General features: G+C 41.0%; 22 protein-coding genes. 17 read left to right on the top strand and 5 right to left on the bottom strand.

Features of this window, described 5'->3' with window-relative positions; translation table 11 throughout:
- From EJ995_RS03895 to EJ995_RS03875, 5 genes are all read left to right on the top strand, one after another.
- Window positions 1-735: a tRNA1(Val) (adenine(37)-N6)-methyltransferase gene (locus tag EJ995_RS03895; RefSeq protein ID WP_126445803.1), complete on the top strand. Its 735-nt coding sequence runs from the start codon at window positions 1-3 to the stop codon at window positions 733-735.
- Between the two features lie 97 nt (window positions 736-832).
- On the top strand, window positions 833-2,011 hold the full coding sequence (locus EJ995_RS03890) for an acyl-CoA dehydrogenase family protein (protein WP_126445801.1): 1,179 nt from the start codon (window positions 833-835) through the stop codon (window positions 2,009-2,011).
- A 103-nt stretch (window positions 2,012-2,114) separates the two neighbouring features.
- Window positions 2,115-2,636 carry a hypothetical protein gene (locus EJ995_RS03885; protein ID WP_126445799.1) on the top strand — a complete coding sequence of 174 codons (522 nt, stop codon included), beginning with the start codon at window positions 2,115-2,117 and terminating at the stop codon, window positions 2,634-2,636.
- A gap of 35 nt (window positions 2,637-2,671) precedes the next feature.
- Entirely contained in the window at window positions 2,672-3,205 is a 534-nt protein-coding gene (locus EJ995_RS03880; RefSeq protein WP_126445797.1) for a hypothetical protein, read from the top strand.
- 318 nt (window positions 3,206-3,523) lie between these two features.
- Window positions 3,524-4,327, top strand: coding sequence for a DUF3050 domain-containing protein (locus tag EJ995_RS03875; RefSeq protein ID WP_126445795.1), 804 nt, complete (start codon window positions 3,524-3,526; stop codon window positions 4,325-4,327).
- Here the strand turns inward: EJ995_RS03875 and EJ995_RS03870 are convergent.
- Together EJ995_RS03870 and EJ995_RS03865 are read right to left on the bottom strand one after the other, a co-directional pair.
- On the bottom strand, window positions 4,324-4,605 hold the full coding sequence (locus EJ995_RS03870; RefSeq protein ID WP_126445793.1) for a NifU family protein: 282 nt from the start codon (window positions 4,603-4,605) through the stop codon (window positions 4,324-4,326). The genes EJ995_RS03875 and EJ995_RS03870 overlap by 4 nt on opposite strands.
- The gene (locus EJ995_RS03865) at window positions 4,605-5,747 is read right to left on the bottom strand and encodes an Mrp/NBP35 family ATP-binding protein (RefSeq protein ID WP_126445791.1); all 1,143 of its coding nucleotides are present in this window, start codon (window positions 5,745-5,747) and stop codon (window positions 4,605-4,607) included. The genes EJ995_RS03870 and EJ995_RS03865 overlap by 1 nt, the downstream gene beginning before the upstream one ends.
- A gap of 189 nt (window positions 5,748-5,936) precedes the next feature.
- Here EJ995_RS03865 and EJ995_RS03860 point away from each other — a divergent pair, with 189 nt between their 5' ends.
- Window positions 5,937-6,401, top strand: a complete 465-nt coding sequence (locus tag EJ995_RS03860; protein WP_126445789.1) for a CBS domain-containing protein — start codon at window positions 5,937-5,939, stop codon at window positions 6,399-6,401.
- 48 nt (window positions 6,402-6,449) lie between these two features.
- On the opposite strand, the gene EJ995_RS03855 is transcribed toward EJ995_RS03860, so the two are convergent.
- Genes EJ995_RS03855 through trxA form a run of 3 tightly spaced genes read right to left on the bottom strand, consistent with a single transcriptional unit; the run spans window position 6,450 to window position 7,607 of the window.
- Window positions 6,450-6,950 carry a GreA/GreB family elongation factor gene (locus EJ995_RS03855; RefSeq protein WP_126445787.1) on the bottom strand — a complete coding sequence of 167 codons (501 nt, stop codon included), beginning with the start codon at window positions 6,948-6,950 and terminating at the stop codon, window positions 6,450-6,452.
- Window positions 6,947-7,309, bottom strand: coding sequence for a DUF2237 family protein (locus EJ995_RS03850; RefSeq protein ID WP_126445785.1), 363 nt, complete (start codon window positions 7,307-7,309; stop codon window positions 6,947-6,949). Before EJ995_RS03850 ends, EJ995_RS03855 begins: the two co-directional genes overlap by 4 nt.
- Before the next feature lies 1 nt (window position 7,310).
- Window positions 7,311-7,607, bottom strand: coding sequence for a thioredoxin (gene trxA, locus EJ995_RS03845; protein ID WP_126445783.1), 297 nt, complete (start codon window positions 7,605-7,607; stop codon window positions 7,311-7,313).
- 239 nt (window positions 7,608-7,846) lie between these two features.
- Between trxA and uvrC the strand changes: the two genes are divergently transcribed.
- The 11 genes from uvrC (at window position 7,847) to EJ995_RS03790 (ending at window position 23,734) form a co-directional block, all read left to right on the top strand.
- Window positions 7,847-9,646, top strand: a complete 1,800-nt coding sequence (gene uvrC, locus EJ995_RS03840) for an excinuclease ABC subunit UvrC (RefSeq protein WP_126448858.1) — start codon at window positions 7,847-7,849, stop codon at window positions 9,644-9,646.
- Entirely contained in the window at window positions 9,633-11,870 is a 2,238-nt protein-coding gene (locus EJ995_RS03835) for a patatin-like phospholipase family protein (protein WP_126445781.1), read from the top strand. The genes uvrC and EJ995_RS03835 overlap by 14 nt, the downstream gene beginning before the upstream one ends.
- Window positions 11,871-12,011: 141 nt before the next feature.
- Window positions 12,012-13,169, top strand: a complete 1,158-nt coding sequence (locus tag EJ995_RS03830) for a homogentisate 1,2-dioxygenase (protein WP_126445779.1) — start codon at window positions 12,012-12,014, stop codon at window positions 13,167-13,169.
- A 67-nt stretch (window positions 13,170-13,236) separates the two neighbouring features.
- Entirely contained in the window at window positions 13,237-13,731 is a 495-nt protein-coding gene (locus EJ995_RS03825) for an SGT1 domain-containing protein (protein WP_126445777.1), read from the top strand.
- 101 nt (window positions 13,732-13,832) lie between these two features.
- Complete coding sequence (hppD, locus tag EJ995_RS03820) at window positions 13,833-14,996, top strand: 4-hydroxyphenylpyruvate dioxygenase (protein ID WP_126445775.1); 1,164 nt, start codon at window positions 13,833-13,835, stop codon at window positions 14,994-14,996.
- Between the two features lie 60 nt (window positions 14,997-15,056).
- Window positions 15,057-15,848: a DUF3108 domain-containing protein gene (locus EJ995_RS03815; protein ID WP_126445773.1), complete on the top strand. Its 792-nt coding sequence runs from the start codon at window positions 15,057-15,059 to the stop codon at window positions 15,846-15,848.
- Between the two features lie 98 nt (window positions 15,849-15,946).
- Window positions 15,947-16,918: a tryptophan 2,3-dioxygenase family protein gene (locus EJ995_RS03810; RefSeq protein ID WP_126445771.1), complete on the top strand. Its 972-nt coding sequence runs from the start codon at window positions 15,947-15,949 to the stop codon at window positions 16,916-16,918.
- Between the two features lie 3 nt (window positions 16,919-16,921).
- A complete protein-coding gene (locus EJ995_RS03805; protein WP_126445769.1) occupies window positions 16,922-18,154 on the top strand; it encodes a peptidoglycan DD-metalloendopeptidase family protein in 1,233 nt (410 codons plus the stop codon).
- Window positions 18,151-19,788 carry a glucose-6-phosphate isomerase gene (pgi, locus tag EJ995_RS03800; protein ID WP_126445767.1) on the top strand — a complete coding sequence of 546 codons (1,638 nt, stop codon included), beginning with the start codon at window positions 18,151-18,153 and terminating at the stop codon, window positions 19,786-19,788. Before EJ995_RS03805 ends, pgi begins: the two co-directional genes overlap by 4 nt.
- Window positions 19,789-19,906: 118 nt before the next feature.
- The gene (locus EJ995_RS03795; RefSeq protein ID WP_164549866.1) at window positions 19,907-23,188 is read left to right on the top strand and encodes a TonB-dependent receptor; all 3,282 of its coding nucleotides are present in this window, start codon (window positions 19,907-19,909) and stop codon (window positions 23,186-23,188) included.
- Between the two features lie 93 nt (window positions 23,189-23,281).
- The gene (locus EJ995_RS03790) at window positions 23,282-23,734 is read left to right on the top strand and encodes a hypothetical protein (RefSeq protein WP_126445765.1); all 453 of its coding nucleotides are present in this window, start codon (window positions 23,282-23,284) and stop codon (window positions 23,732-23,734) included.
- Window positions 23,735-23,807: the final 73 nt, after the last annotated feature.

Below are 23,807 nucleotides of genomic sequence, written 5' to 3'. Positions count from 1 at the left end.
ATGTCCACTTTCAAGTTCAAACAATTTACCATCGAGCAGGATCGCTGCGCACAAAAAGTAGGTACCGATGGTGTCCTTTTAGGTGCATGGGTAAATGCTAACGAGGCAAACTCTATACTGGATATAGGTGCTGGTACTGGGTTGATTAGTTTGATGATGGCGCAACGCAATCACCATGCACAGATTGATGCAGTAGAGCTGGATACCGAAGCCTTTGAACAATGTACCTCAAATTTTGAAAACAGCATTTGGGCAGATCGACTGTACTGCTACCACGCGTCGTTTCAAGAATTTTATGAAGAAGTAGATGATCGTTATGATTTGATCATCAGCAATCCACCGTTTTTTCAAGCTGCTACAGTTGATACAGGAATGGACCAAGCTAGACAGCAAGCCAGATTTGATAATGCGCTACCTTTTGAAGAACTGATCTATGGAGTTTACAAATTACTTGCTAGCAATGGAAGGTTTGCTTGTATTATTCCAGCAGATAGAGAAGAGGAGTTCGTTAAAATCGCAAATCATTTTCAGCTTTACACAAAGCGTAAGATGTACGTGCGAGGTGCAGAATCGAGTGAGGTAAAAAGATGCTTGTTAGAAGTTAGCTTTCGCGCCTGCCTGCCGGCGAGGCAGGAAAGCGAAATAACAATCAATCATTTAACCATAGAGAAAGGACGTCACGATTATACTGAGGACTACATTCAATTAACTCGTGATTTTTATCTCAACATGTAAGTACAAGGTCGTCGCCATAATCGCGACCATTATTAAAAGTGCAGAATACAACATCGATTATTGATAAATGGGTATTTTGCAATCCTAATTCTTGATTATGAAACCAGACCTGTTTGAGGCGCCAGATTATTATCAGCTAGATGATTTGTTGAGTGAAGAACACAAGATGATACGCGATGCAGCAAGATCGTGGGTCAAGCGTGACGTGTCGCCTATCATTGAAGAGGCCGCACAATCAGCGACTTTTCCTAAAAGTATCATTCCTGGACTAGCGTCGATAGGTGGTTTTGGCCCTTACATTCCAGAAGAATATGGTGGTGCAGGATTAGACCAAATTTCCTACGGCTTGATCATGCAGGAACTAGAGCGTGGCGATAGCGGTGTGCGGTCAACGGCATCAGTACAATCCTCGCTGGTGATGTATCCCATCTGGAAATACGGTACCGAGGAACAGAAGAAAAAATTCTTGCCTAAGCTTGCCAGTGGTGAGTTTATGGGATCCTTTGGTTTGACTGAACCTGATCATGGATCAAATCCTGGCGGCATGATTACCAGATTCAAAAAAGATGGCGATCACATCATATTAAATGGCGCCAAATTATGGATCTCTAATAGTCCGTTTTGTGATGTGGCAGTTGTCTGGGCCAAGGATGAAAACGACCGCATACACGGTGTAATAGTAGAACGTGGTATGGAAGGATTTACCACACCAGAGACTCACAACAAATGGTCCTTGAGAGCAAGCGCGACTGGTGAACTCATTTTTCAGGATGTAAAAATCCCTAAAAGCAACATTCTACCTGGTAGATCTGGATTGGGCGCACCGCTGAGCTGCCTGGATTCCGCACGATTTGGGATTGCATGGGGCGCGATAGGTGCTGCCATGGATTGTTATGATACAGCATTGAGATATGCAAAACAGCGCAAACAATTTGGCAAACCGATTGCGGGATTCCAGTTGCAACAAAAGAAACTGGCAGAGATGATTACTGAAATCACAAAAGCTCAATTGCTTGCATGGCGACTAGGCGTATTGCGTGAAGAAGGTCGCGCTACCAGTGCACAAATCTCCATGGCTAAACGTAATAATGTAGAAATCGCCATCAATATCGCACGCGAGGCACGCCAGATTCTAGGCGGCATGGGAATAACTGGAGAATACAGTATCATGCGTCATAGCATGAACCTAGAGAGCGTGATCACCTATGAAGGAACACACGATATCCACTTGCTGATTACTGGACTAGATATTACAGGCGAGAATGCGTTTGTATGATTCAGCTTAAATAAATTCTTACATCTCCAATAGTCTCATCTAAATTCGTTAGATCTACCGTGATCATAAAATTGGATAGAAATCTCCATTTAAATTATACCCTATGAAAAAGATTACCCTGTTAAGTTTTGCCATTATGTCTTTATTTCTATTCTCGTGCACTGAGGAAGATGATGATAACGGTACAACAGATCCTAATGAATTGACCATGGCTAATTTTGTGGGAACCTATGATGTTATTGCTGTCAATACTAGCGGATCAGAAACTGATACTTTTGATGGAATGACCAGGACAGAGACTTTTACACAAGTAGGTAGTGACTTTAATAATGTGACTTTTACTTTTACTGATAACGGTCGCGTGTCGACTACTGGAAGCTTTACCACTACTACTGATTATAAAGATGAAGGCTTTGAATATACAGAGGTAGAGACAAATACGCTAGATCTAGATGGTAGATATTCTTTAGACGGGAATTCACTAATACTTTCTGAAAATGATGGTGCAATCACCACGATTGACAATTTTTCCAGTGAAGGATTTGATTTACTCTTTGAGATTAATGACATTGAGGACGACTACAGCTTTCAAGCACAAGGAACTTATACATTGGTGCGACAATAATTCAATCAACACATACTTTCAATGACACACATTTTATGAAACACGTTTACGCTCTAGTTTTGCTACTCCTAGCTACATCAACTGGACTCTCGCAAGATCAAAACAAACTAGATTATGCAGATGAGACGATTTTTAGACTTAATGTTCTCACACCTAGTGCCGAAGTCGAACATGATATAACAGAGAACTTCTCGCTACTCGCTAACGTAGGAGTTGGACTGTCCATCACCGTAGAAGAAATCAATAATGAAACGGAGTCTGATTTTTTGTTTCCCTTAATCCTAGAAGGTTCAGGAAGATACTATACCAATTTCAATAGAAGGCTGGAGAAAGGCAGAAACATTCAATACAACAGTGGTAACTTTATTGGCCTTAATCTCACCCAGGTGATAGGCGTAGAAGGAGATATTTCTCGAGTAGACGATCAGACCGTGCTTTCTGCCACTTATGGATTGCAAAGAACCTATCAGGATTTTTTGAACTTTACTTTTGAGGCAGGACCATCTTATGACTTAGAGGATTCAGATGTAAGCTTATATATAGGTGTGCAGATAGGTTTTACTCTTTAATTGACGCATCATCTCGTTATCGCTATACTTTGAGTGACTGTCTGTTAAAGATCAACTATAATAGAACAATATTACTCGCCATGATAGCTATGATGTTATTTCAAACTATCCGTGGACAATATGAGGCGTGAGATCAAAATTAGCGTGATCCTGTTGATGAAACTATCTACCAGATCGATTGACATAGCTCTAACATTTAAGTAGAAAAAGATCTCACCCGATAAATATCACGAGGCTATGATTTCGAAAACAATAATCTAGCTGCGCAGCTCATTTTTAAAGTGGGTTACACCTTTTAAATTTCTCATAATTCATTGAATGGCTACTTACATCTTGCAGGTAGCCATTATTTTTGTAAAAAAGTCTATGCAATCGCTGTTGAATGATAGGATTACGCTTTCGCGAAAGCGGTTACTCAACCATCCACTCTACACCTCTATAAAAACCGTTGAGCATTTACATACATTCATGCAATCCCATGTGTACGCCGTGTGGGATTTCATGTCTCTACTCAAGGCCTTGCAACAAGAATTGACTTGCACCAGCGTGCCCTGGCAACCGGTAGGCGATCCACAATTGAGATATCTAATCAATGAGATTGTCCTTGCAGAGGAAACCGATCTTGACATCGACGGTCATCGCAATAGCCATTATGAGATGTATCTGGATGCCATGCAAGCCGCAGGAATTGAGACCACGGCTATTGAAAAGATTATCCATTCCTTTAACAGCATAAAGTCAGTAAAATCGGGAGCAGCATCCCTAGAACCGCATATTGCGCAATTCTTGATCAACACATTTGATATTATTGAAGGTGGAAAGCCACACGAGATTGCGGCAGCATTTACTTACGGTCGTGAGGACCTTATTCCAGACATGTTTACTAAAATAATCAAGGGTCTAGATCATCAATCCATAAACATGGATTTATCAAAAATCAAGTATTACTTTGATCGTCATATTGAACTAGACGGCGATGAGCATGGACCGATGGCGCATCGTATGGTAAGTATGCTGTGCGGTGATGATGAAGAAAAATGGGATGAGGCCATCAAAGTGAGCAATGCTAGTCTTGATAGCCGTTATCAATTATTTGATGGTATTCTTGAGAGCCTGAATTAGGAATCTAATTGATCTCGATAATCTTCTTTCTCTGTCATGTTAGAGACATCAACCACAGATTCTATTTGTGGCGCGTGTTTCTTGATGGTCAATTCCACTCCAGATTTAAGGGTCATTTGATTAACATGACATCCTACACAGGTGCCTAGCAATCGTACTTTGACGAACTTTTCTTGATCAATGGAGACTAATTCAATGTCGCCACCATCACGTTGCAAAAATGGTCTGATCTCTTCTAGTCCAGCTTCTACGGCTTGTTTAAGTTTCTCGCCTTTCATCATGACTTTTTTGCTGGACTACAACCTGCCATTGTTGTGATTTTGACAGCTTCGGTTGGTGCGATGTTTTCGTTTCTTCTTACCGTTTCTGTAACTACGTTTCTAGTAATATCAACAAAACTATTTGAGACCGGCGTATTTTCTTGCAACGCAGCAGGTCTACCTACATCACCAGCTTCACGTATAGATTGTACCAGCGGTAATTCACCCAAAAACGGAATGCCCAAATCCTCCGCAAGATTGCGGGCACCGTCCTTACCAAAGATGTGGTATTTGTTATCAGGCAATTCTGGTGGCGTGAAATAGGACATATTTTCAATAACACCTAGCACGGGAACATTAATACTTTCCTGCTGGAACATGGCAACGCCCTTGCGAGCATCTGCTAGTGCAACGGTTTGTGGTGTACTTACTACTACGGCACCCGTTAGTGGCAATGCTTGCATGATACTCAAATGGATATCACCAGTTCCTGGTGGTAGATCTACTAATAGGAAATCAAGCTCACCCCAATCTGCGTCAAAAATCATTTGATTGAGTGCTTTGCTAGCCATAGGACCACGCCAAACGACGGCTTGATCTAATTTTGTGAAGAATCCTATGGACAAGACCTTCACGCCGTAGCTTTCTACGGGCTTCATTTTTGACTTACCATCTACGGTTACTGAAAGTGGTCGTTCATTGACCACGTCAAACATAATGGTTGCAGATGGTCCATAAATATCTGCATCTAGCAAGCCTACTTTGAATCCCATTTCTGCAAGTGTTACTGCCAGGTTTGCTGTTACTGTTGATTTACCGACACCACCTTTTCCAGAAGCTACCGCGATGATATTATCGATTCCAGGAATAGGTTTTCCCTTGATTTCGGGAGCATTGTTTTCTTTTACTGGTGCCTCAACCTTTAAATTTACTTTTACTTGAGCCTTTTGATGTACTTCTTTATGAATGGCTTGGAGTATAGAAACTTCTGTCTTCTTTTTGGCCTGTAAGCTGGGATTATTTATGGTAATGTCAACAATTACCTCATCACCAAAAACCAACACATTCTTTACCGCACCACTCTCTACCATATTCTGTCCTTCACCTGGAACTGATATAGTTTCTAGGGCTTTGAGAACTTCTTTCTTCTCTATTTTCATAAGTCAAACTGATTAACACAAAGATACGCGCCAGCCATCTGTATTGAAAATCATTCTAAATAATATCTGAAGTTAGAATCATAGGGGTCATAATCAATTGGAGAGTTGATTCTTTCAACATACATAACCGATTTAACTAATACTTTAAAAATTTGTAACTTAAAGGTCTGATCAATTAAAAAAATCGTTATGGGAATTAAAAGTTTTATGGGCCGCAGGTCCGAGCAAAAAACAGATACAAGAGAAGCTATAAGGGTTAAAGATTATATGAAGCGCAAACTCATCACTTTCAAACCCGACCAAAACATTAATGCTGTGATGGAGACGCTACTAAAGCAACGCATTACTGGTGGTCCTGTGGTCGATGATCAAGACAATCTGGTAGGAATCATTAGTGACACAGATCTCATGCAAGTGATAGGTGATAGCAGGTATCATAATTTGCCAGTGGGCGATCGTACCGTATCAGATTATATGAGCAAAGAAGTAGCCACAATTGATGCCGAGGCCGATATTTTTGATGCTGCTGGTAGGTTTTTAAAGTCTGGTCACCGCAGGTTTCCAGTTACTGAGCAAGGAAAGCTCATAGGTCAAATAAGTAGAATGGATGTGATTATTGCAGCAACTAATCTTAAAAAGGATCACTGGCACTAGAAAATTCCTTGGTTCTAAGTTCTAAATCTCAAGATTCAATTGATTTGCCTAGTAATCAATATTTAAAATTTTGAGCTTTCTAACTTCACTACCTAGCTTGAAATCGATTACCTCACCTACTTGCGATCCGGTAAGTGCTTTAGCGATTGGTGTAGTAAATGATATTTTACCTTGAGCAACGTCTGCCTCATCGACGCCTACGATACTGACCATTTGGGTCGAGTTATTTGTAAGGTTTTTGAAGGTTACAACAGCGCCAAAACGTACCTCGTTTTTCTTTTCTGCATTGACATTTAGCTTTCTGGCACTTGCGATACGTTCTTTGAGCAATTTTATTTTACCGTGAATAAGCGTGTTGGCTCTGCGTCTATCTGTTTCATTCTCGTGATCAATTGTGCCTAGCTCGTTTTCTAATGCTCCCAATTCTTCCTGTAGCAATTCATAACCGCGCTGCGTGACATAGTTGATGGTGCCATCAGGTAAAATAGCTCTTTTAGGAATAACGACTGGTTCTTCTTGATCGCCTTCTTTGACAAAACCACGGCTCATTCTGCATAGGTTTTAAGCACATTGATGTTGGTGTATTCCAATGCTTTTTGATCGGTCGCTTTGAGATCAACATAGGGTGCACAACCAGCCTTTTCTGCTTCCAGCCATCTAGATATACATAAACACCATTTATCGCCAGCTTTCAAACCTGGAAAATTGAACTGTGGTATAGGCGTGGATAAATCATTGCCTTTGGATTTTGTGAATTCTAGAAACTCATTAGTCATCACAGCACAAACTACATGGGTTCCAGTATCCGCATTTGAGGTGCGGCAATAACCGTCTCTATAGAATCCTGTCATGGGATCAGTACAACAGCCTATTAATTGCTCACCTAATACATTTCTCTTACCATTCATATCACGCATATTTTACTATTTCAGCTTTGAGTGAATGTAAGGGTTGCACACCAGCGCCGCGCCATACTTGCTTACCATTTTTAAAAATCATGAAAGCAGGAACACCACGCACGGCAAACTTAGTAGCGAGTGCTTTATTCTTGTCCACATCAACTTTGATGATCTTGATGCCATCCTTAAGATCGTCTTTGAGTTGTTCTAATACCGGCATCATGGTTTGACAAGGACCACACCAGGTCGCATAAAAATCAACAAGTACTGGAACTTGATCGTTGATGATTTCGCTAAATTTTGCCATCGCTTTTATTTTCAAGTTACAAAACCATCACTTTTTCAAAGCAGTTATAATATTTCTTTAGGAAATAGGATTGCAGAACACTCAGGAAAACATCGCTATTACAGGACTATGAGAATATTTTCAAGATCAATCATAGTAAGTGGTTGGAACAACGATCATAGCTATTTAATTGCAGTTGATTGTTTTTTATTACGCTTTCGCGAAAGCAAACTCATCATAAATCCTACCTTTACTGTGCTATGGAATTACCGCCACTAGAGGTACAAATCAAGACGCTGCCCTTATCGCCAGGAGTGTATCTGTATTATGACAAGACAGATCGATTGCTCTATGTGGGTAAGGCCAAAAAGATCAAAAAACGCGTCTCATCCTACTTTACCAAAAATCACGATAGCTATCGCATATCGACCATGGTCAAGAAGATCGTGCGTATCGAGCACATCGTGGTACAAACCGAAACCGATGCACTGCTGCTGGAAAACAGCCTGATAAAATCCAGGTCGCCCAAGTATAACATTATGCTGCGCGATGACAAGACCTATCCATGGTTGTGTATTAAGAATGAGCGGTTCCCACGCGTTTTCCTGACGCGTAAAATGATTAAGGATGGTAGCGAATATTATGGACCGTACACCAGCGTTCGTACCGTTAGGACTTTGCTAGAGTTGGTAAAATCTCTTTATCCCATACGCACTTGTAATTATGATTTACAAGAAGAAAAGATACAGGCTGGCAAGTATAAACTATGCCTTGAATACCACATAGGTAACTGTAAAGGCCCATGCACAGGATTACAAAACGAGACCTCTTACAATAACAATATTGACGCCCTGCGCGGTATTGTAAAAGGTGATTTTAAAGAAGCCGTCAAGCATTTTAATACGCTCATGCAGGAACATGCTGCAAATATGGAGTTTGAGGATGCCCAACGCATCAAGGACAAGCTGGATATCTTGACGCGTTACCAGACAAAATCAACCATTGTCAATCCCAACATTTCAAACGTGGATATTTTCACGATTGTTAGTGACGAGGCAGCTGGTTATGTAAATTATTTGCAGATCAATCACGGTTCCATCACCAGATCGCACACCATGGAACTTAAAAAGCAGCTGGATGAGAGCGATAAAGAATTACTCAAACTAGCCATCGTTGAACTGCGCACTAGATTTGACTCTCAATCTCGTGAGATTTACACGCAATTTCCACTAGATCTAGGTGAGGAAATCAAGGTAACCGTACCTAAGCTAGGTGATAAAAAACGTGTCGTCGAGTTATCAGAGCGCAATGCAAAATTCTTTAGACAAGAGCAGTTCAAAACAATCAAGATCGTAGATCCAGATCGTCACGTCAATAGATTGATGATCCAGATGAAAGCCGACTTGAGACTGGACGAGGAACCTAGACATATGGAATGTTTTGACAACTCCAACATTCAGGGTACCAATCCGGTTGCGGCTTGTGTGGTTTTCAAGAATGGTAAACCCAGCAAGAGTGAATATCGTCACTTCAACATTAAGACCGTGGACGGTCCAGATGATTTTGCCAGCATGGAAGAAGTTGTTTATAGGCGCTATCGCAGACTGCAAGAAGAAGACCAGCCATTACCACAATTGGTCATTGTGGATGGTGGTAAAGGACAATTGTCCAGCGGCGTCAAGGCGCTGGAACGACTAGGATTGCGTGGCACGATTCCAATAATTGGTATCGCCAAGAGGCTGGAAGAACTATTCTATCCCAACGATCCTGTACCTTTATATCTGGACAAACGGTCTGAGTCGCTCAAGGTAATCCAGCATATGAGGAACGAGGCGCACCGTTTTGGCATCAATCATCATAGGAACAAGCGCAGCAAGCAGGCCATCGAGACAGAGCTGGACGTGATCCCAGGAATAGGTGGTAAAACCGTCGTGAGTTTGTTGCAGCATTTTAGATCTGTAAAAAGAGTCAAGGAAGCAACAGAAAAAGAACTTATTGGCGTTGTAGGATTGAGCAAGGCAAGAAAAATAATCGATTATTATAGCGGTGAGCAGGAATAGTGTTATTGGGTTGTTATTGGTTTTAGCTTTCGCGAAAGCGGAATACCTGACAGCGCAACAAACTCAGGATAAAAAATCACCTAAAATAGGTCTCGTGCTATCTGGTGGCGGCGCTAAAGGTCTCGCACATATAGGAACGCTCAAGGTTATCGACTCTCTAGGAATCAAGGTGGATTACATCGCTGGCACGAGCATGGGCGCGATCATAGGATCGATTTATGCGGCCGGCTACACAGGCGAGCAAATTGATTCTGTCTTCAAGATTACCAAGTTTGAGAACATCATTTCTGATCAAATACCGCGTGGCGCGACCACACTGTATGAACGGCGCGAGAATGAGCGGTATGCCTTGACACTACCTTTTGAGGATTTTCAATTGCGGTTGCCCAGTTCCTTGAGCAAAGGTCAAAATGTTTATAACCTACTCTCACAATTATTGATACATGTAAGTGATGTAGAGGATTTTGAAAAATTGCCCATACCGTTTTTTTGCGTGGCTACAGACATTACCACAGGTGAAGAAGTAGTACTGGATAGTGGTTATTTGCCTCGTGCAGTTAATGCCAGTGGTGCCTTGCCATCCTTATTTGCACCAGTACAAATAGGTGATCGCCTACTTACAGATGGTGGCGTGACAGACAATTATCCTGTAGAGAAGCTACGAGCCAAAGGTATGGACATCATCATAGGCGTTGACGTTCAAGATGATCTCAAGGATCGCAAGGAGCTAGAGAGCGCAACAGGAATCCTGGCGCAGATCAATAACTTCCGTACGATTGACGCCATGAAGGTCAAAGCTCCCAAAACAGATATTTACATCACTCCAGACATCACAAAATTCTCGGTCATATCGTTTGACGATGGTAGGAAAATAATCAATGAAGGTGTTATCGCCACCAGAAAGAAAATGGACGCCCTAAAGCAAGTGGCCACGCCTGGATATCGCAAGCCCAAATTAAAAGTGGATCAAGCAGACAGTTTTTATCTAGACCACATCTATGTAAATGGCAACATGCGCTACACACGCGCTTATATTCTAGGTAAATTCAAGATCAATGCGCCAGGACTTGTTAGTTATGAAGACATAAGGAATGGCGTCAATAATTTGCAGGCCACAAACAACTTTACCAAGATCAATTATGAGATCCTAGAAGACGATGGTCGCCGCGAACTATCCATCACGGTAGAGGAAAGTACCGTGCGCAACTACTTGCGTTTGGGCCTGCACTATGACGAGTTACTGCGCAGTGCCGCTCTTGTCAACCTTACTCGCAAGAATATCTTGTTTAATAATGACATCATATCTGCAGATGTGATACTGGGCGACAACCTGCGTTACAACTTTGATTACTATATCGATAAGGGCAACTATTGGTCTATAGGATTGCACAGCGAGTTTGTGCAATTTGAAAAGGATATACCAGCCAGCTTTGCCGAGGAAACTACCGGTCAAGAACCACTAGGCGTCAATCGCCTGGATGTAGAATACAGCGACTGGACACAGCAGGTTTATTTGCAAACACGCCTGGATCGAGGATTCAATGTGCAGACAGGACTTGAGCTCAAATCGCTGGACGTTTTCACCAATACTTTACTTACTAACGATCCCGACGTAGGTCGCACAGATATAGAGAGCAGTCTTACCGGTAGTCTGTACGGTAAGCTGCTGCTGGACACTTATGACAATGCTTTTTTTCCATCCAGCGGCTGGGAAGTTGATGGTGATTTTCACCTCTATGTCTATAACGATGAACAGCGAGATGATTACAATGAATATAGTATCGCTCAGTTAAAGGTCGGGCACGCGAGATCATTTGGTAATTTGAGCCTGCGAGGAGAAGCTCATGTGGGTATCGCCATAGGTAATCCAGACACCAGCGCGCTAGATTTTTTCCTAGGTGGTTATGGCGCAAGACGCATCAATAATATCATACCATTTTATGGATATGATTTTATAGCGTTGGGCGGCAATACCATGATACGCAGTCTGTTTGAAATTGATTATGAGATATTCAGTAAGAACCATGTCATTTTTAGTGCAAATTTCGCCAGCGTTGACGACGATCTCTTTGAACAGGACGATTGGTTCAGCAAGGCTCGTTATTCTGGATTTGCTTTGGGATATGGACTTGATACATTTCTTGGTCCTATTGAACTCAAATATAGCTTTAGCCCACAGCAGGATGATGGTGAATTCTATGTAAAACTGGGATTTGCGTTTTAAATTTTTTGGGATTACGCTTTCGCGAAAGCGTAACATGCCAAAAAATTTCACGTCATTTTTATAGACACCGCATCAATAAATTAGCCTATTGCATGGAATGGTCTAGAGAATTCACGAAATTTACGAATATAAATAGCAATCATGCCTTTTTACCACAAGCTAGGAAAGATACCGCACAAGCGTCATACGGTTTTTAGAAAACCAGATGGCTCGCTGTATCACGAGCAATTGTTTGGCACGATAGGATTTGATGGCATGTACACCAACAGCTATCATGAGCACCGACCAACGATGGTCAAGGAAATACGTAACAGTTACTCTGTAAAGCCAGAGATCGCGCTGGAAAACCATATTAAAAGTTACCGGCTCAAGGGCTTTCAAATCAAGCCGCAACCCGATTACTTGGATAGCCGCAAGACAGTCCTCACAAATGCAGATGTCAATATTATCCTTGCATCGCCGCAAGAGTCACTGACCGGTTACTGGTATAAAAATTCTGATAGTGATGAGTTATTGTTTGTACACAAAGGTAGTGGCGTATTGCGCACACATCTAGGTAATCTGGAATTCAAGTACGGTGATTACCTGTTGATACCTCGAGGTATCATCTATCAAATAGAATTTGATACCGCTGTCAACAGACTTTTTATTGTTGAAAGTCGCAAACCTATCTACACGCCCAAGCGCTACCGCAACTGGTTTGGTCAACTGCTGGAACACTCACCATTTTGTGAGCGTGACCTGCGCAGGCCAGAGTCACTAGATACTCATGATGAAAAAGGTGAGTTCCTTATCAAGATTAAGAAACAGGACGAGATTTTTGAAATGGTTTATGCCTCGCATCCATTTGACGTGGTTGGATATGATGGGTATAATTACCCGTATGCATTTTCTATCCACGATTTTGAACCTATCACTGGTCGCATACACCAGCCACCACCGGTACATCAAACCTTTGAGACTGATGCTTTTGTAGTATGTAGTTTTGTACCGCGCAAGTATGACTATCATCCAGATAGCATACCAGCACCGTACAATCACAGCAACATCGATAGTGATGAAGTCTTGTATTATGTAGATGGTGACTTTATGAGCCGTAACGACATCAAGGCTGGACATATATCGCTACATCCTGCAGGAATACCTCACGGTCCTCATCCAGGAGCTGTAGAACGTAGCATAGGACAAACTGAAACCGAAGAACTGGCCGTAATGGTAGATACTTTTAAACCACTCAAAGTGACTAAAGAAGGTCTAGAAATAGCAGACGATTCCTATCACAAGAGTTGGCTAGAATAGAGAATAGAGAATAGAGAATAGAGAATAGAGAATAGAGAATAGAGAAATTTAAAAACAACCGAAAAACGTGAACGAAATAAAAGAAAAATTATCCGCAGATCCTGGAGCGCTCGTCATAGGAATCATAGGTATTGTGGTTATACTTACAGGCTGTTGTTGCTCTTTACTAGCCATACCTATTCTTATCTTGACAAGTATAGGATGGATATGGGCTGCAAAAAGCAAGAAAGCCTACAACCAGAATCCTGGTGCATACACGGCAAAATCTTATTCTAATGTAAAAACAGGACTAATCATCAATATGATCTGTACCATTATTGTGGCCGTTCTTTTGTTTATAGGATTGATATTTGAAGGAGCAAACTTATTTAATGTCGATAATTTCCTAGAGCGACTGGAATCAGGCGAGTTTGATTCTCAAGTCGATGATTTTGAAGACACAGACGATATGTATGACTATGAGAGTGATTCTGCCAGCGAGGTAGATGAATGGAAGTATGAAGGCACCAACGATACCGTTATTGAGAATGTAGAATCACGAGAATTAGACAGCATTCAATAAGCATTACATGCGCGCATTTACATTATTTCAAACAAGAGCTATGTGGTGATTCTTTCATTACTTGATCGTTCATCCACATTCATCTTTTAAATAAAGACATCATGCCTGCAGAAATAAAAAAACTCAAAGATCTTAAAAACACAGAGTACTCGCTTAAGAAGTTATTCAAGGAAGCTGAGGATTTTCTACCGCTACTAGGCACCGACCACGTGGAATTGTATGTAGGAAATGCCAAACAAGCAGCGCACTTTTATAAGACTGCTTTTGGTTTTCAATCGCATGCTTATGCTGGGCTAGAAACTGGCTTAAAGGATCGGGTTTCTTATGTGTTGAAACAGGATAAAATCACGCTGGTACTTACATCGCCATTGCAAAAAGGTGGTGAAATAAATAGACACATCGACGAGCATGGCGATGCCGTCAAGATTGTAGCGTTATGGGTAGATGATGCAACAAGTGCCTTTAAGGAAACCACCAAACGTGGCGCAAAAGCCTATCAAGAACCTACCAAAAGTGAAGATGAGCACGGCAGCGTGGTAACTTCTGGTATTTATACATACGGTGAGACCGTTCATTTATTTGTAGAACGCAAAAATTACCAAGGCACATTCCTACCTGGTTATAAAAAATGGGAATCACACTACAATCCAGAGCCAGTAGGTCTCAAGTTCATCGACCACATGGTAGGTAACGTGGGTTGGGACGAGATGAATACCTGGTGTAAATTCTATGGTGAAGTTATGGGCTTTGCACAAATCATCTCCTTTGCAGATGATGATATTAGTACAGATTATACCGCACTCATGAGTAAAGTGATGAGTAACGGTAACGGCCGTGTGAAGTTCCCAATCAACGAGCCGGCCAAAGGAAAGAAGAAATCACAAATTGAGGAATACCTTGATTTTTACAATGGGCCAGGCGTGCAGCACATCGCAGTCGCTACAGATGATATTGTGGCAACTGTAAGTGCTATGCGTGATCGCGGTGTAGAATTTTTATACGTGCCCGATGAATATTATGATGATCTACTAGAGCGAGTTGGTGAGATTGATGAAGATGTAGAAGTGCTCAAGAAACATGGTATTCTTATAGATCGCGATGAAGAAGGCTATCTATTACAGCTTTTTACCAAAACTATCGTAGATCGACCTACCATGTTTTTTGAAGTAATTCAACGCAAGGGTGCACAGTCGTTTGGGGTAGGTAATTTCAAGGCATTGTTTGAAGCAATAGAGCGAGAACAAGCTTTGCGCGGCACATTGTAAATTTGGAACAGATCTTGTAATTTGAGTAGTAACCGCGAGCAAACGGTCAAAAAGCTACCTATGAAAAAACTTATACTCTTATTAGCGGCTGTAATGGTAACCACAGTTGGTTTCACACCACCGCATGATTCAGATCCTATCAAGGCATTTGATACTGGTGAGTGGTTCAAATTCCGTATACATTATGGGATGTTCAACGCCAGCTATGCAACACTTAATGTTACAAATGCCCGATATAAGGGCAAACCAGTATACCACATTAAAGGTCGTGGTAAATCCACTGGGTTGCTGGATCTCTTTTTTGAGGTTGATGATAAATATGAGACCTATATAGATAAAGAGACCGGAGCACCGTACCGCTTTATAAGAGATATCGATGAAGGCGGTCATACTAAGGATATTGTGATCGACTTTGACCACGAGGCACTCACAGCTACTATCAATAATAAAAAGCGCAAAAAGGTAAGTACGGAAGCTATCAAACCTGGGACTCAGGATATGGTCAGTGCCTTTTATCATTTGCGCAACACAGTAGATACTGATAATCTCAATCCAGGTGATGAATTTATTCTCCCTATGTTTTTTGATCAGGAGAACTATGACTTTAAAATGAAGTTCTTGAAGCGTGAGGTGATTAAAACTAAATTCGGTAAGATCAATGCATTGGAATTTAGACCGTATGTGCAATCAGGTCGTGTGTTTGAAGAAGAAGAAAGTTTGTCGGTATGGATAAGCGATGACAAGAATAAAATACCGCTCAGGATCAAGGCAAAACTTGCGGTAGGATCACTCACTGCAGATCTTGATGCCTTCAAAGGACTCTCGCATCAATTCATGAAAATTGTGGAATAATCATAATGCTGCTGACTTAAAAATCGGCAGCATTTTTTGATTAAAATAAAGGCAGTTGGCTGTGGTTCATTACTTTTGCAAAGCGTTTAAATCACTACATGGCAGACGACCAGATTACTCCTGAAATTGCTCAACGCATCAAACTTCTAGAGAAAAAGTTTAAGAACTCTGGACAGGACATGCTTTCCTACCTCGATGGACTGCTCTATGACCAGTACATCACCTATTGGGATTACATCAGGCTAGACACCTTACTCAGTTTACAGGTGCCATCCACGCCATTTCCAGATGAGATGATCTTCATAGGTTATCATCAAATCACAGAGCTTTACTTCAAGCTAGCCATCCACGAGCAGCTACAAATTATTGAAGAGGAACACCTCACCGCAAGCTTCTTTACTGAGAAAGTGACGCGCATCAACAGGTATTTTACCATGCTCATCAACAGTTTTGAGGTGATGATCAAGGGCATGGAACGTGATCAATTCTTGAAATTCCGTATGTCGTTGTTGCCAGCCAGTGGTTTCCAGAGTGCACAATTCCGCATGATTGAATTCTATAATACAGATGTCATCAATCTTGTTAATTATCAGGATAGATTACGCTTTCGCGAAAGCGGAACAACCACAGACATCCCAACTTTATACAACCATATTTACTGGAAAAAAGGCGGTATTGACAAGACTACTGGCGAGAAAACGCTCACACTGAAGCAATTTGAAAAAAGGTACACGCCTAGATTCTTGAGAATCGCACATCAAGTACAACATAGTAACCTGTACCAGCGTTACTTATCGTTGCCAGAAAGTGAGCAAACACAGCCGCTCAAGGATGCACTGCGCGCAATGGATCAAAATGTCAATATCAACTGGTTATTGATGCACATGGGCGCGGCACACAGATATTTGCGCAAGGAAGGAAAAGCTGTTGAAGCTACTGGTGGTACCAACTGGAAGGAATTCCTACCACCGCATTTTCAGCGAGTGTCCTTTTTCCCTGGTTTGTGGAGCGATCAAGAAAAAGAGGATTGGGGCAAGCAATGGGTAGAACACATTTATAATACAGATTAAAGAATGAATAGATTTTTAATTGCCGTATGCAGTTTGCTTGTGCTAGCTTCCTGCGATGAGAAACAAGAAGTTCAAATCGCCGAGGTCAAACCAGTAATACCGGTAATGCAGTACGGTTATGACTTGAATAATTATGAAATTGTCGAGGACACCGTGCAAAGCGGTGATACCTTTAATGACCTCATTGCACCACACCTAGTAGAAGGTCAAAGCGCCTATCAAGCAGCCGTAGAGCTCAATGAGATTTATGATTTGCGTAAGATCCAGGCAGGAAAACCTTTCAAAATTTTAAAACGCAAGGACAGTGTCCACACACCAGAGGCTTTTATCTATGAGCCTAGCCGTATGGATTATGTAAAGTTGACGCTTAACGAGAACCTTGAAGCGACACAGGACAAACATCCTATCACCTACTCACGCAGGATTGCCGCTGGAACCATAGAAACTACTCTATCTGAAGCCATGGAAGATCAAGGTCTGGGCATGAGTGCGATCTATGAACTCTCAGACATATATAAATGGACTATCGACTTCTTTAAATTACAAAAAGGCGATCGTTTCAAGATGATCTTTCAAGAACGCTACATCAATGACAGCATTTATGCAGGTATTGACAGGATTGAGGTTGCTGTTTTTGAAACTGGCAACAAGCCCTATTATGCATTTGATTATGTAGTAGATTCTACTGAGGCCGTTCATGAATATTATAATGAAGAAGGCGCCACACTGCGCAACTTTTTCTTGAAAGCGCCTGTGAACTACACGCGCATCTCTAGTAGATATACAAAACGCAGATTTCACCCAGTACAAAAAAGATGGAAAGCACATAAGGGTACTGACTATGCTGCTGGCTATGGAACGCCAATTGTTGCCACGGCAAATGGAATAGTGACAAAGTCTGGTTACACTCGCGGTAACGGTAATTATGTAAAAATTAGACACAACGGCACTTATGAAACGCAGTATCTGCACATGACTAAAAGAAAAGTAAGTGTTGGTCAACGTGTGGATCAGGGTCAAGTGATAGGAACTGTAGGTAGCACAGGACTCGCTACTGGACCACATGTATGCTACAGGTTTTGGGTCAATGGAAAGCAGGTAGATCCCTACAAACAAAATTTACCAAGTGCAGAGCCATTACCACAAGCAAAAATGGCAGACTACCAGAACTTTATCATGCCTCTCAAGGAAGAAATAGACGAGGTGCCTTATCAAACCGGCGCAGCAACTTTATGAAAAATATAGACCCAACTACCACCAACGCATGGAACAGCCTAAAGGCGCACTATGACAATCTTAAGAAGTTTGATCTAAAAGAAGCCTTTAAAAATAGTCCCGATAGAGCTCAGGAATTTACCATTGAGTTTGAGGATTTTTATGTAGATCTTTCTAAAAACCTCATCACGCCAGCTACGCGTGAGGTACTGATTGACCTTGCAAATGAGTGCAAGCTCGATGAGGCTATCCAATCATATTTTGATGGAGAAAAAATTAATTCGACTGAAGGTCGTGAAGTGCTGCATACCGCATTGCGCACGCCATTGGAAAAGGCAGATTCTAACATTAAGTCTTATGTAAAAGACGCACAAGCCAGTCGTGAGAAAATGTTCACTTATGTAGATCAAGTACTTACAGGTGAAATAACCGCTGCCAATGGTGAAAAGTTTGACACTATTGTCAATATAGGTATAGGAGGCAGCGATCTAGGACCCGTGATGATATACCAGGCACTTGAGGCATATCACAACGATCTTAAACTGCACTTTGTGTCAAATGTAGAAGGTGACCACGTGATGGAAACCCTTAAAAAAATCGATCCAGCAACAACGCTGTTTGTGATTGTTTCAAAATCTTTTGGCACGCAGGAAACGTTGACTAATGCTACTACAATACGCAACTGGTTTAAAGAACAAGTGAATGAAGATGCAGTAGGCAAGCATTTTATCGCCGTGAGCAGTAATGTGGATCGTGCGGTAGAATTTGGCGTGGCACAGGACAATATTTTCCCGATGTTTGATTGGGTAGGCGGCCGTTTCTCCTTGTGGAGCACAGTAGGAATGTCTGTCGCGTTGGGCGTTGGCACCAGCAATTTCCAGCATTTATTGAATGGCGCACATGCCATGGATGAGCATTTTAAAGATGCGGAATTCCGCGATAATATACCGGTGCAACTGGCACTACTCACCATCTGGTATAACAATTTCTTTAAAGCCCAGAGCGAGGCCATCATACCTTACACCCAGTACTTAAAGGAATTACCGGCCTACTTGCAACAAGCTATAATGGAGAGTAATGGTAAGAGCATTTCTCGTGATGGTATTCCTATAAATTATGAAACAGGCAACATTGTTTGGGGTGAACCAGGAACCAACTCGCAACATGCTTTTTTCCAATTGATACATCAGGGAACAAAGTTGATACCGGCTCATTTTATAGCTTTCGCGAAAGCAAAATACCAACAACCTGATCACCATAATAAACTCATCGCAAACTTTATCGCGCAGACTGAGGCGCTCATGAACGGAAAGACCAGAGAGGAAGCCCGTGAAGATTTAAAAGAATCTGGCAAAACAGCTGATGAGATAAGTAAACTGTTACCGTTTAAGGTGTTCCCAGGTAACAGGCCTACTACCACCATCATGATTGATGAGCTTACTCCTGCGAGTCTAGGAAAATTGGTGGCCATGTACGAGCACAAGATATTTGTTGAAGGTATTATTTGGAACGTTTACAGCTATGATCAATGGGGCGTGGAGCTGGGAAAAAAACTAGCAGATACCATTTTAAATGACATTGAGACAAGTAAGTCTGACGGTCATGATGCGTCAACCACCGCGCTGTTAAACAAGTTTTATTCCGTTAATAGGTAATATCTTATTTATCAAATAGTTATAGTTGAAAAGTTAAGCGTTAATTAATGATAGCTTAATGTTGGGATGCTTTTTAAGCGAGTACTTTTGCAGCATCAAAACTCAAATCATTTTAACGATGAACAAACTTTTACAGCTATTCTTATTTATAGGAATTCTCTCAAGCTCCATGACTATGTTGGGACAAGGTGTAACCACATCTTCCATCAACGGTCGTGTCTTAGAAGCCGATAATGAGCCACTACTGGGCGCAACGATTATCGCAGTACACACACCAACAGGTACGCGCTACGCATCTGTAACTGACATTGAAGGTTACTACCGTATCAACAACATGCGTGTAGGTGGTCCTTATACTATCAACATTTCTTATGTTGGGAAAGAGACCCTAGAATTGTCTAATATCAATCTAGACTTGGGTCAATCAGAACAAATTGACGCTACACTTCTAGAATCTACCAATGCGCTGGATGAGATAGTTATCAGAGCTACTCGTGATGGGATTTTTGATAGTGGTAAAACTGGATCAGAAACTAATATCTCAACAAGAGAGATAAACACTCTACCTACAGTTACCCGAAGTATTGCAGACATTTTAAGAAAGACACCACAAGCTACAGTTGGCGAGGATGGATCTATCTCGATTGCTGGTCAAAATAACAGGTATAACAGCCTTCTTATTGATGGTGCTGTAAATAATGACGTTTTTGGACTATCTGACTCAGGTACTAACGGTGGTCAAATAGGTATCAACCCAATATCACTTGATGCCATTGAGTCATTCTCTGTAAACATTGCACCTTATGATGTACGTCAATCAGGTTTTACTGGTGGTGCGATCAATGCTATCACTCGTTCAGGAACTAATGAATTTAGTGGTAGTGCTTATTACTTTCATAGGAATGAAAAATTAGCTGGTAAAACGCCACAAGCAATCATAGACCAAATTGATGATCGAAATGGTGATGATCCTGCTCCAGATCGCGAACGCCTAGATGAATTCTCTAATAATTTGTATGGTGCGCGAATAGGTGGGCCCATCATTAAAAACAAATTGTTTTTCTTCTTGAATGCTGAAGTTGAGAGAGAAAACACTCCAAGAATTTTTGACCCAGCATTATATGTTGGTGATAGTTCTTTAGAAGATATTACGACACTAAGGAATAATCTTATCGACAGATTTGGTTATGATCCTGGATCTTTTGGTAATGTTGATCGTACTCGTGAAACAGAGCGTTTTACTATTAAACTTGACTACAACCTTAATGAGAAGAATACCATCATCTTTAAGCACAATTATGTAAATGGTGAATCTGTTGATCCTTCAACGAGTAATGCTGGAAACATCAATTTCTCTAATGGTGGACAATTTTTTCCCTCAACTACAAATTCTAGCACACTTGAATGGAATACTACAAACGGTTCAAACCTTTCTAATAACCTCATTGTTACTAATACAATTGTTAGAGATGACCGTGATCCTATAGGAAATCCGTTTCCTAGAGTAAGCATTGAAGATGGTGATGGTAATATCACGTTTGGTTCTGAGCGTTTTTCTACGGGTAATATTCTTGATCAAGACGTATTTACTGTTACAAACAATTTTGAGATACAATCAGGAGCACACAACATTACCTTAGGAGCAAATTTTGAAAACTACAGTGTACGAAATGTATTTGTGAGAGAAAACTTTGGTAACTATGGTTTTGATTCATTAGAAGACTTCAATACGTATTTCAATGATGACCTTGACGATGATGTATTGTCACAAGATTACAGCTACTCTTATTCGTTATTAGATCCTGCTGGAACTTCAGGTGATGACATTACTGATGCTGCTGCAAAATTCAACTTATCGCAACTAGGTGTTTATGCTCAAGACAACTGGAGTTTAACTGACAACTTCAGATTGACTTATGGTGTTAGATTTGACATTCCATTCTTTGAGCAAGGAACCGTTAACGAATCGTTCAACACCAACACAGTTGCCCTTCTAGAAGCAGAAGGTAAAGACTTGCAAGGTGCAAGAGTAGGTAGACAAATAAAAAGTCAGATACACGTTTCTCCTAGATTAGGTTTTAACTGGAATGTAGGTGGAGAGCGTCAAACGCAAATACGTGGTGGTATAGGTATCTTTACTTCTAGAATGCCGCTAGTATGGCCAGGTGGTGCTTACAATAATAATGGTCTTGCCATTGGTGGTGTAAATGAAGATGATTTTGAAGGTGGCGTACGATTCAATCCAGATCCAACGAACCAGCCGATTGGTACAGGTGCTGCACCTGGAAGTGGTCAATTGGGTGGTGATATCAACATATTTGCGCCAGATTTCATGTTGCCACAAGTGGCAAAATACAGCATAGGTATAGATCAGAAACTGAATATTTGGGGTCTTACAGCTACAGTAGATTATATCTATAATGACAATATCAATAATATATCCTATGAGAATCTAAATATTAGAGGACCTATAGGAAACCTTAATGGTGCAGATGAAAGACCATTTTACTCTAGAGCGAGAATTGATGGAGATTATACTGGTATTTATCTGGCCACCAATACTAATGAAGGTTATTCACAGAGCGCTTCTTTCACGTTAACGAAGCCTTTTGACAAAGGGTTTGCCGCTCAGGTTTCTTACGCATACAGTGACGGAGAATCTATATTTGACGCAACATCTTCTCAAAACAGTTCACAGTGGAGATTTAATCCAACGGTGAATGGTAAGAATGCTCCTCAACTACAGCCTTCACAGTTTGCATTTGGACATAGAGTTTCCGCAAATGCTTCGTACCGTTTGACGTGGAATGATAACATCAAGACGACCTTCAGCTTCTTCTATAATGGTCAAGAAGGTGCTCCATTAAGCTTTACCTATAATGATCCTAGAAGCTTCAGTTTGCTAGGTGACGATACTGGTGATAATGCCTTAATCTATATTCCACGCAACCAGAGTGAAATTAATCTTGTAGATGATGGAGATGTAAGCGCAGATGAGCAATGGGAAGCACTTGATGCATATATAGAGAGCAATGACTATTTAAATGACCGAAGAGGTTCATATGCAGAGCGTAACGGATTTAGAGGACCATGGAATCATATTGTTGACTTCAAGTTACTTCAAGATTTCACAATTAACGTGAATGAGAAGGAACATACGCTTCAAGCAACGGTTGATATTTTCAACTTCTTCAACTTCTTAAACAAGGATTGGGGTCGCCAGAAGTTCATCAACAACCGATTTGGTAACATACAAATATTGAACGTTGAAGAAGATGGTCCAGATCCAGAATTTACTTTTGATCCAGATTTTGAAGATGGTTTAGAGCGTTTTGACGACGGTGGTGTTAGATCTTCAAGATGGCAAATGCAAGTTGGATTGAGATATATATTCAACTAGAATTAAGCACTTATTATCATATTTAAGAACCCAATTCAACTGAGTTGGGTTCTTTGTTTTTAGGCTATTTTTGAAACTTTAAACCTCCTTTTTATGAATGCCTATTCTATTTTAAAATCAGCTCACTCTGGATGGGCGTACCTTGTGGTTACCGTTCTAGTTCTAGCAACACTTAATGCGCTGATAGGTTTCTTTTCCAAAAAGGAATTTGGTAATCGTGATTTTAGCCTAGCCTTAGGTGGTTTGATCGTGACACATATTCAATTATTATTAGGACTAGCTTTGTGGGCACTATCACCTTATTCTAATATGTTGTTCTCAAACTTCAGCTTTCTTATGACTCCAGAAGGTCGTGGAGCAAGATTACTCGCGCTGGAACATCCATTGACCATGATTATCGCTACTACTATCCTTACCATTGGCTATTCGAAACATAAAAAGAAGATTACCAGCAACGGCAAACTCAAGATGCTCAGTATCTTTTATACTATCGCTCTTGTTCTTGTCCTTTCTAGACTACCGTGGAGTCAGTGGTTTGCAATGTAAATGTTGATTGTTACGCTTTCGCGAAAGCAAAAACTCAAACGACTTTATCTTTTATAACAGCCCATAGGAATAA

The sequence above is a fragment of the Nonlabens ponticola genome, from assembly GCF_003966335.1.
Classification (GTDB): domain Bacteria; phylum Bacteroidota; class Bacteroidia; order Flavobacteriales; family Flavobacteriaceae; genus Nonlabens; species Nonlabens ponticola.
The sequence above is the reverse complement of the archived record's forward strand: the minus strand, read 5'-3'. Positions and strand labels throughout refer to the sequence as shown.

Coding starts and splice junctions, on each gene's coding strand:
- EJ995_RS03895 (WP_126445803.1), top strand. CDS start 1: ATGTCCACTTTCAAGTTCAAACAATTTACCATCGAGCAGGATCGCTGC.
- EJ995_RS03890 (WP_126445801.1), top strand. CDS start 833: ATGAAACCAGACCTGTTTGAGGCGCCAGATTATTATCAGCTAGATGAT.
- EJ995_RS03885 (WP_126445799.1), top strand. CDS start 2,115: ATGAAAAAGATTACCCTGTTAAGTTTTGCCATTATGTCTTTATTTCTA.
- EJ995_RS03880 (WP_126445797.1), top strand. CDS start 2,672: ATGAAACACGTTTACGCTCTAGTTTTGCTACTCCTAGCTACATCAACT.
- EJ995_RS03875 (WP_126445795.1), top strand. CDS start 3,524: ATGGCTACTTACATCTTGCAGGTAGCCATTATTTTTGTAAAAAAGTCT.
- EJ995_RS03870 (WP_126445793.1), bottom strand. CDS start 4,605: ATGAAAGGCGAGAAACTTAAACAAGCCGTAGAAGCTGGACTAGAAGAG.
- EJ995_RS03865 (WP_126445791.1), bottom strand. CDS start 5,747: ATGAAAATAGAGAAGAAAGAAGTTCTCAAAGCCCTAGAAACTATATCA.
- EJ995_RS03860 (WP_126445789.1), top strand. CDS start 5,937: ATGGGAATTAAAAGTTTTATGGGCCGCAGGTCCGAGCAAAAAACAGAT.
- EJ995_RS03855 (WP_126445787.1), bottom strand. CDS start 6,950: ATGAGCCGTGGTTTTGTCAAAGAAGGCGATCAAGAAGAACCAGTCGTT.
- EJ995_RS03850 (WP_126445785.1), bottom strand. CDS start 7,309: ATGAATGGTAAGAGAAATGTATTAGGTGAGCAATTAATAGGCTGTTGT.
- trxA (WP_126445783.1), bottom strand. CDS start 7,607: ATGGCAAAATTTAGCGAAATCATCAACGATCAAGTTCCAGTACTTGTT.
- uvrC (WP_126448858.1), top strand. CDS start 7,847: ATGGAATTACCGCCACTAGAGGTACAAATCAAGACGCTGCCCTTATCG.
- EJ995_RS03830 (WP_126445779.1), top strand. CDS start 12,012: ATGCCTTTTTACCACAAGCTAGGAAAGATACCGCACAAGCGTCATACG.
- hppD (WP_126445775.1), top strand. CDS start 13,833: ATGCCTGCAGAAATAAAAAAACTCAAAGATCTTAAAAACACAGAGTAC.
- EJ995_RS03815 (WP_126445773.1), top strand. CDS start 15,057: ATGAAAAAACTTATACTCTTATTAGCGGCTGTAATGGTAACCACAGTT.
- EJ995_RS03810 (WP_126445771.1), top strand. CDS start 15,947: ATGGCAGACGACCAGATTACTCCTGAAATTGCTCAACGCATCAAACTT.
- EJ995_RS03805 (WP_126445769.1), top strand. CDS start 16,922: ATGAATAGATTTTTAATTGCCGTATGCAGTTTGCTTGTGCTAGCTTCC.
- pgi (WP_126445767.1), top strand. CDS start 18,151: ATGAAAAATATAGACCCAACTACCACCAACGCATGGAACAGCCTAAAG.
- EJ995_RS03795 (WP_164549866.1), top strand. CDS start 19,907: ATGAACAAACTTTTACAGCTATTCTTATTTATAGGAATTCTCTCAAGC.
- EJ995_RS03790 (WP_126445765.1), top strand. CDS start 23,282: ATGAATGCCTATTCTATTTTAAAATCAGCTCACTCTGGATGGGCGTAC.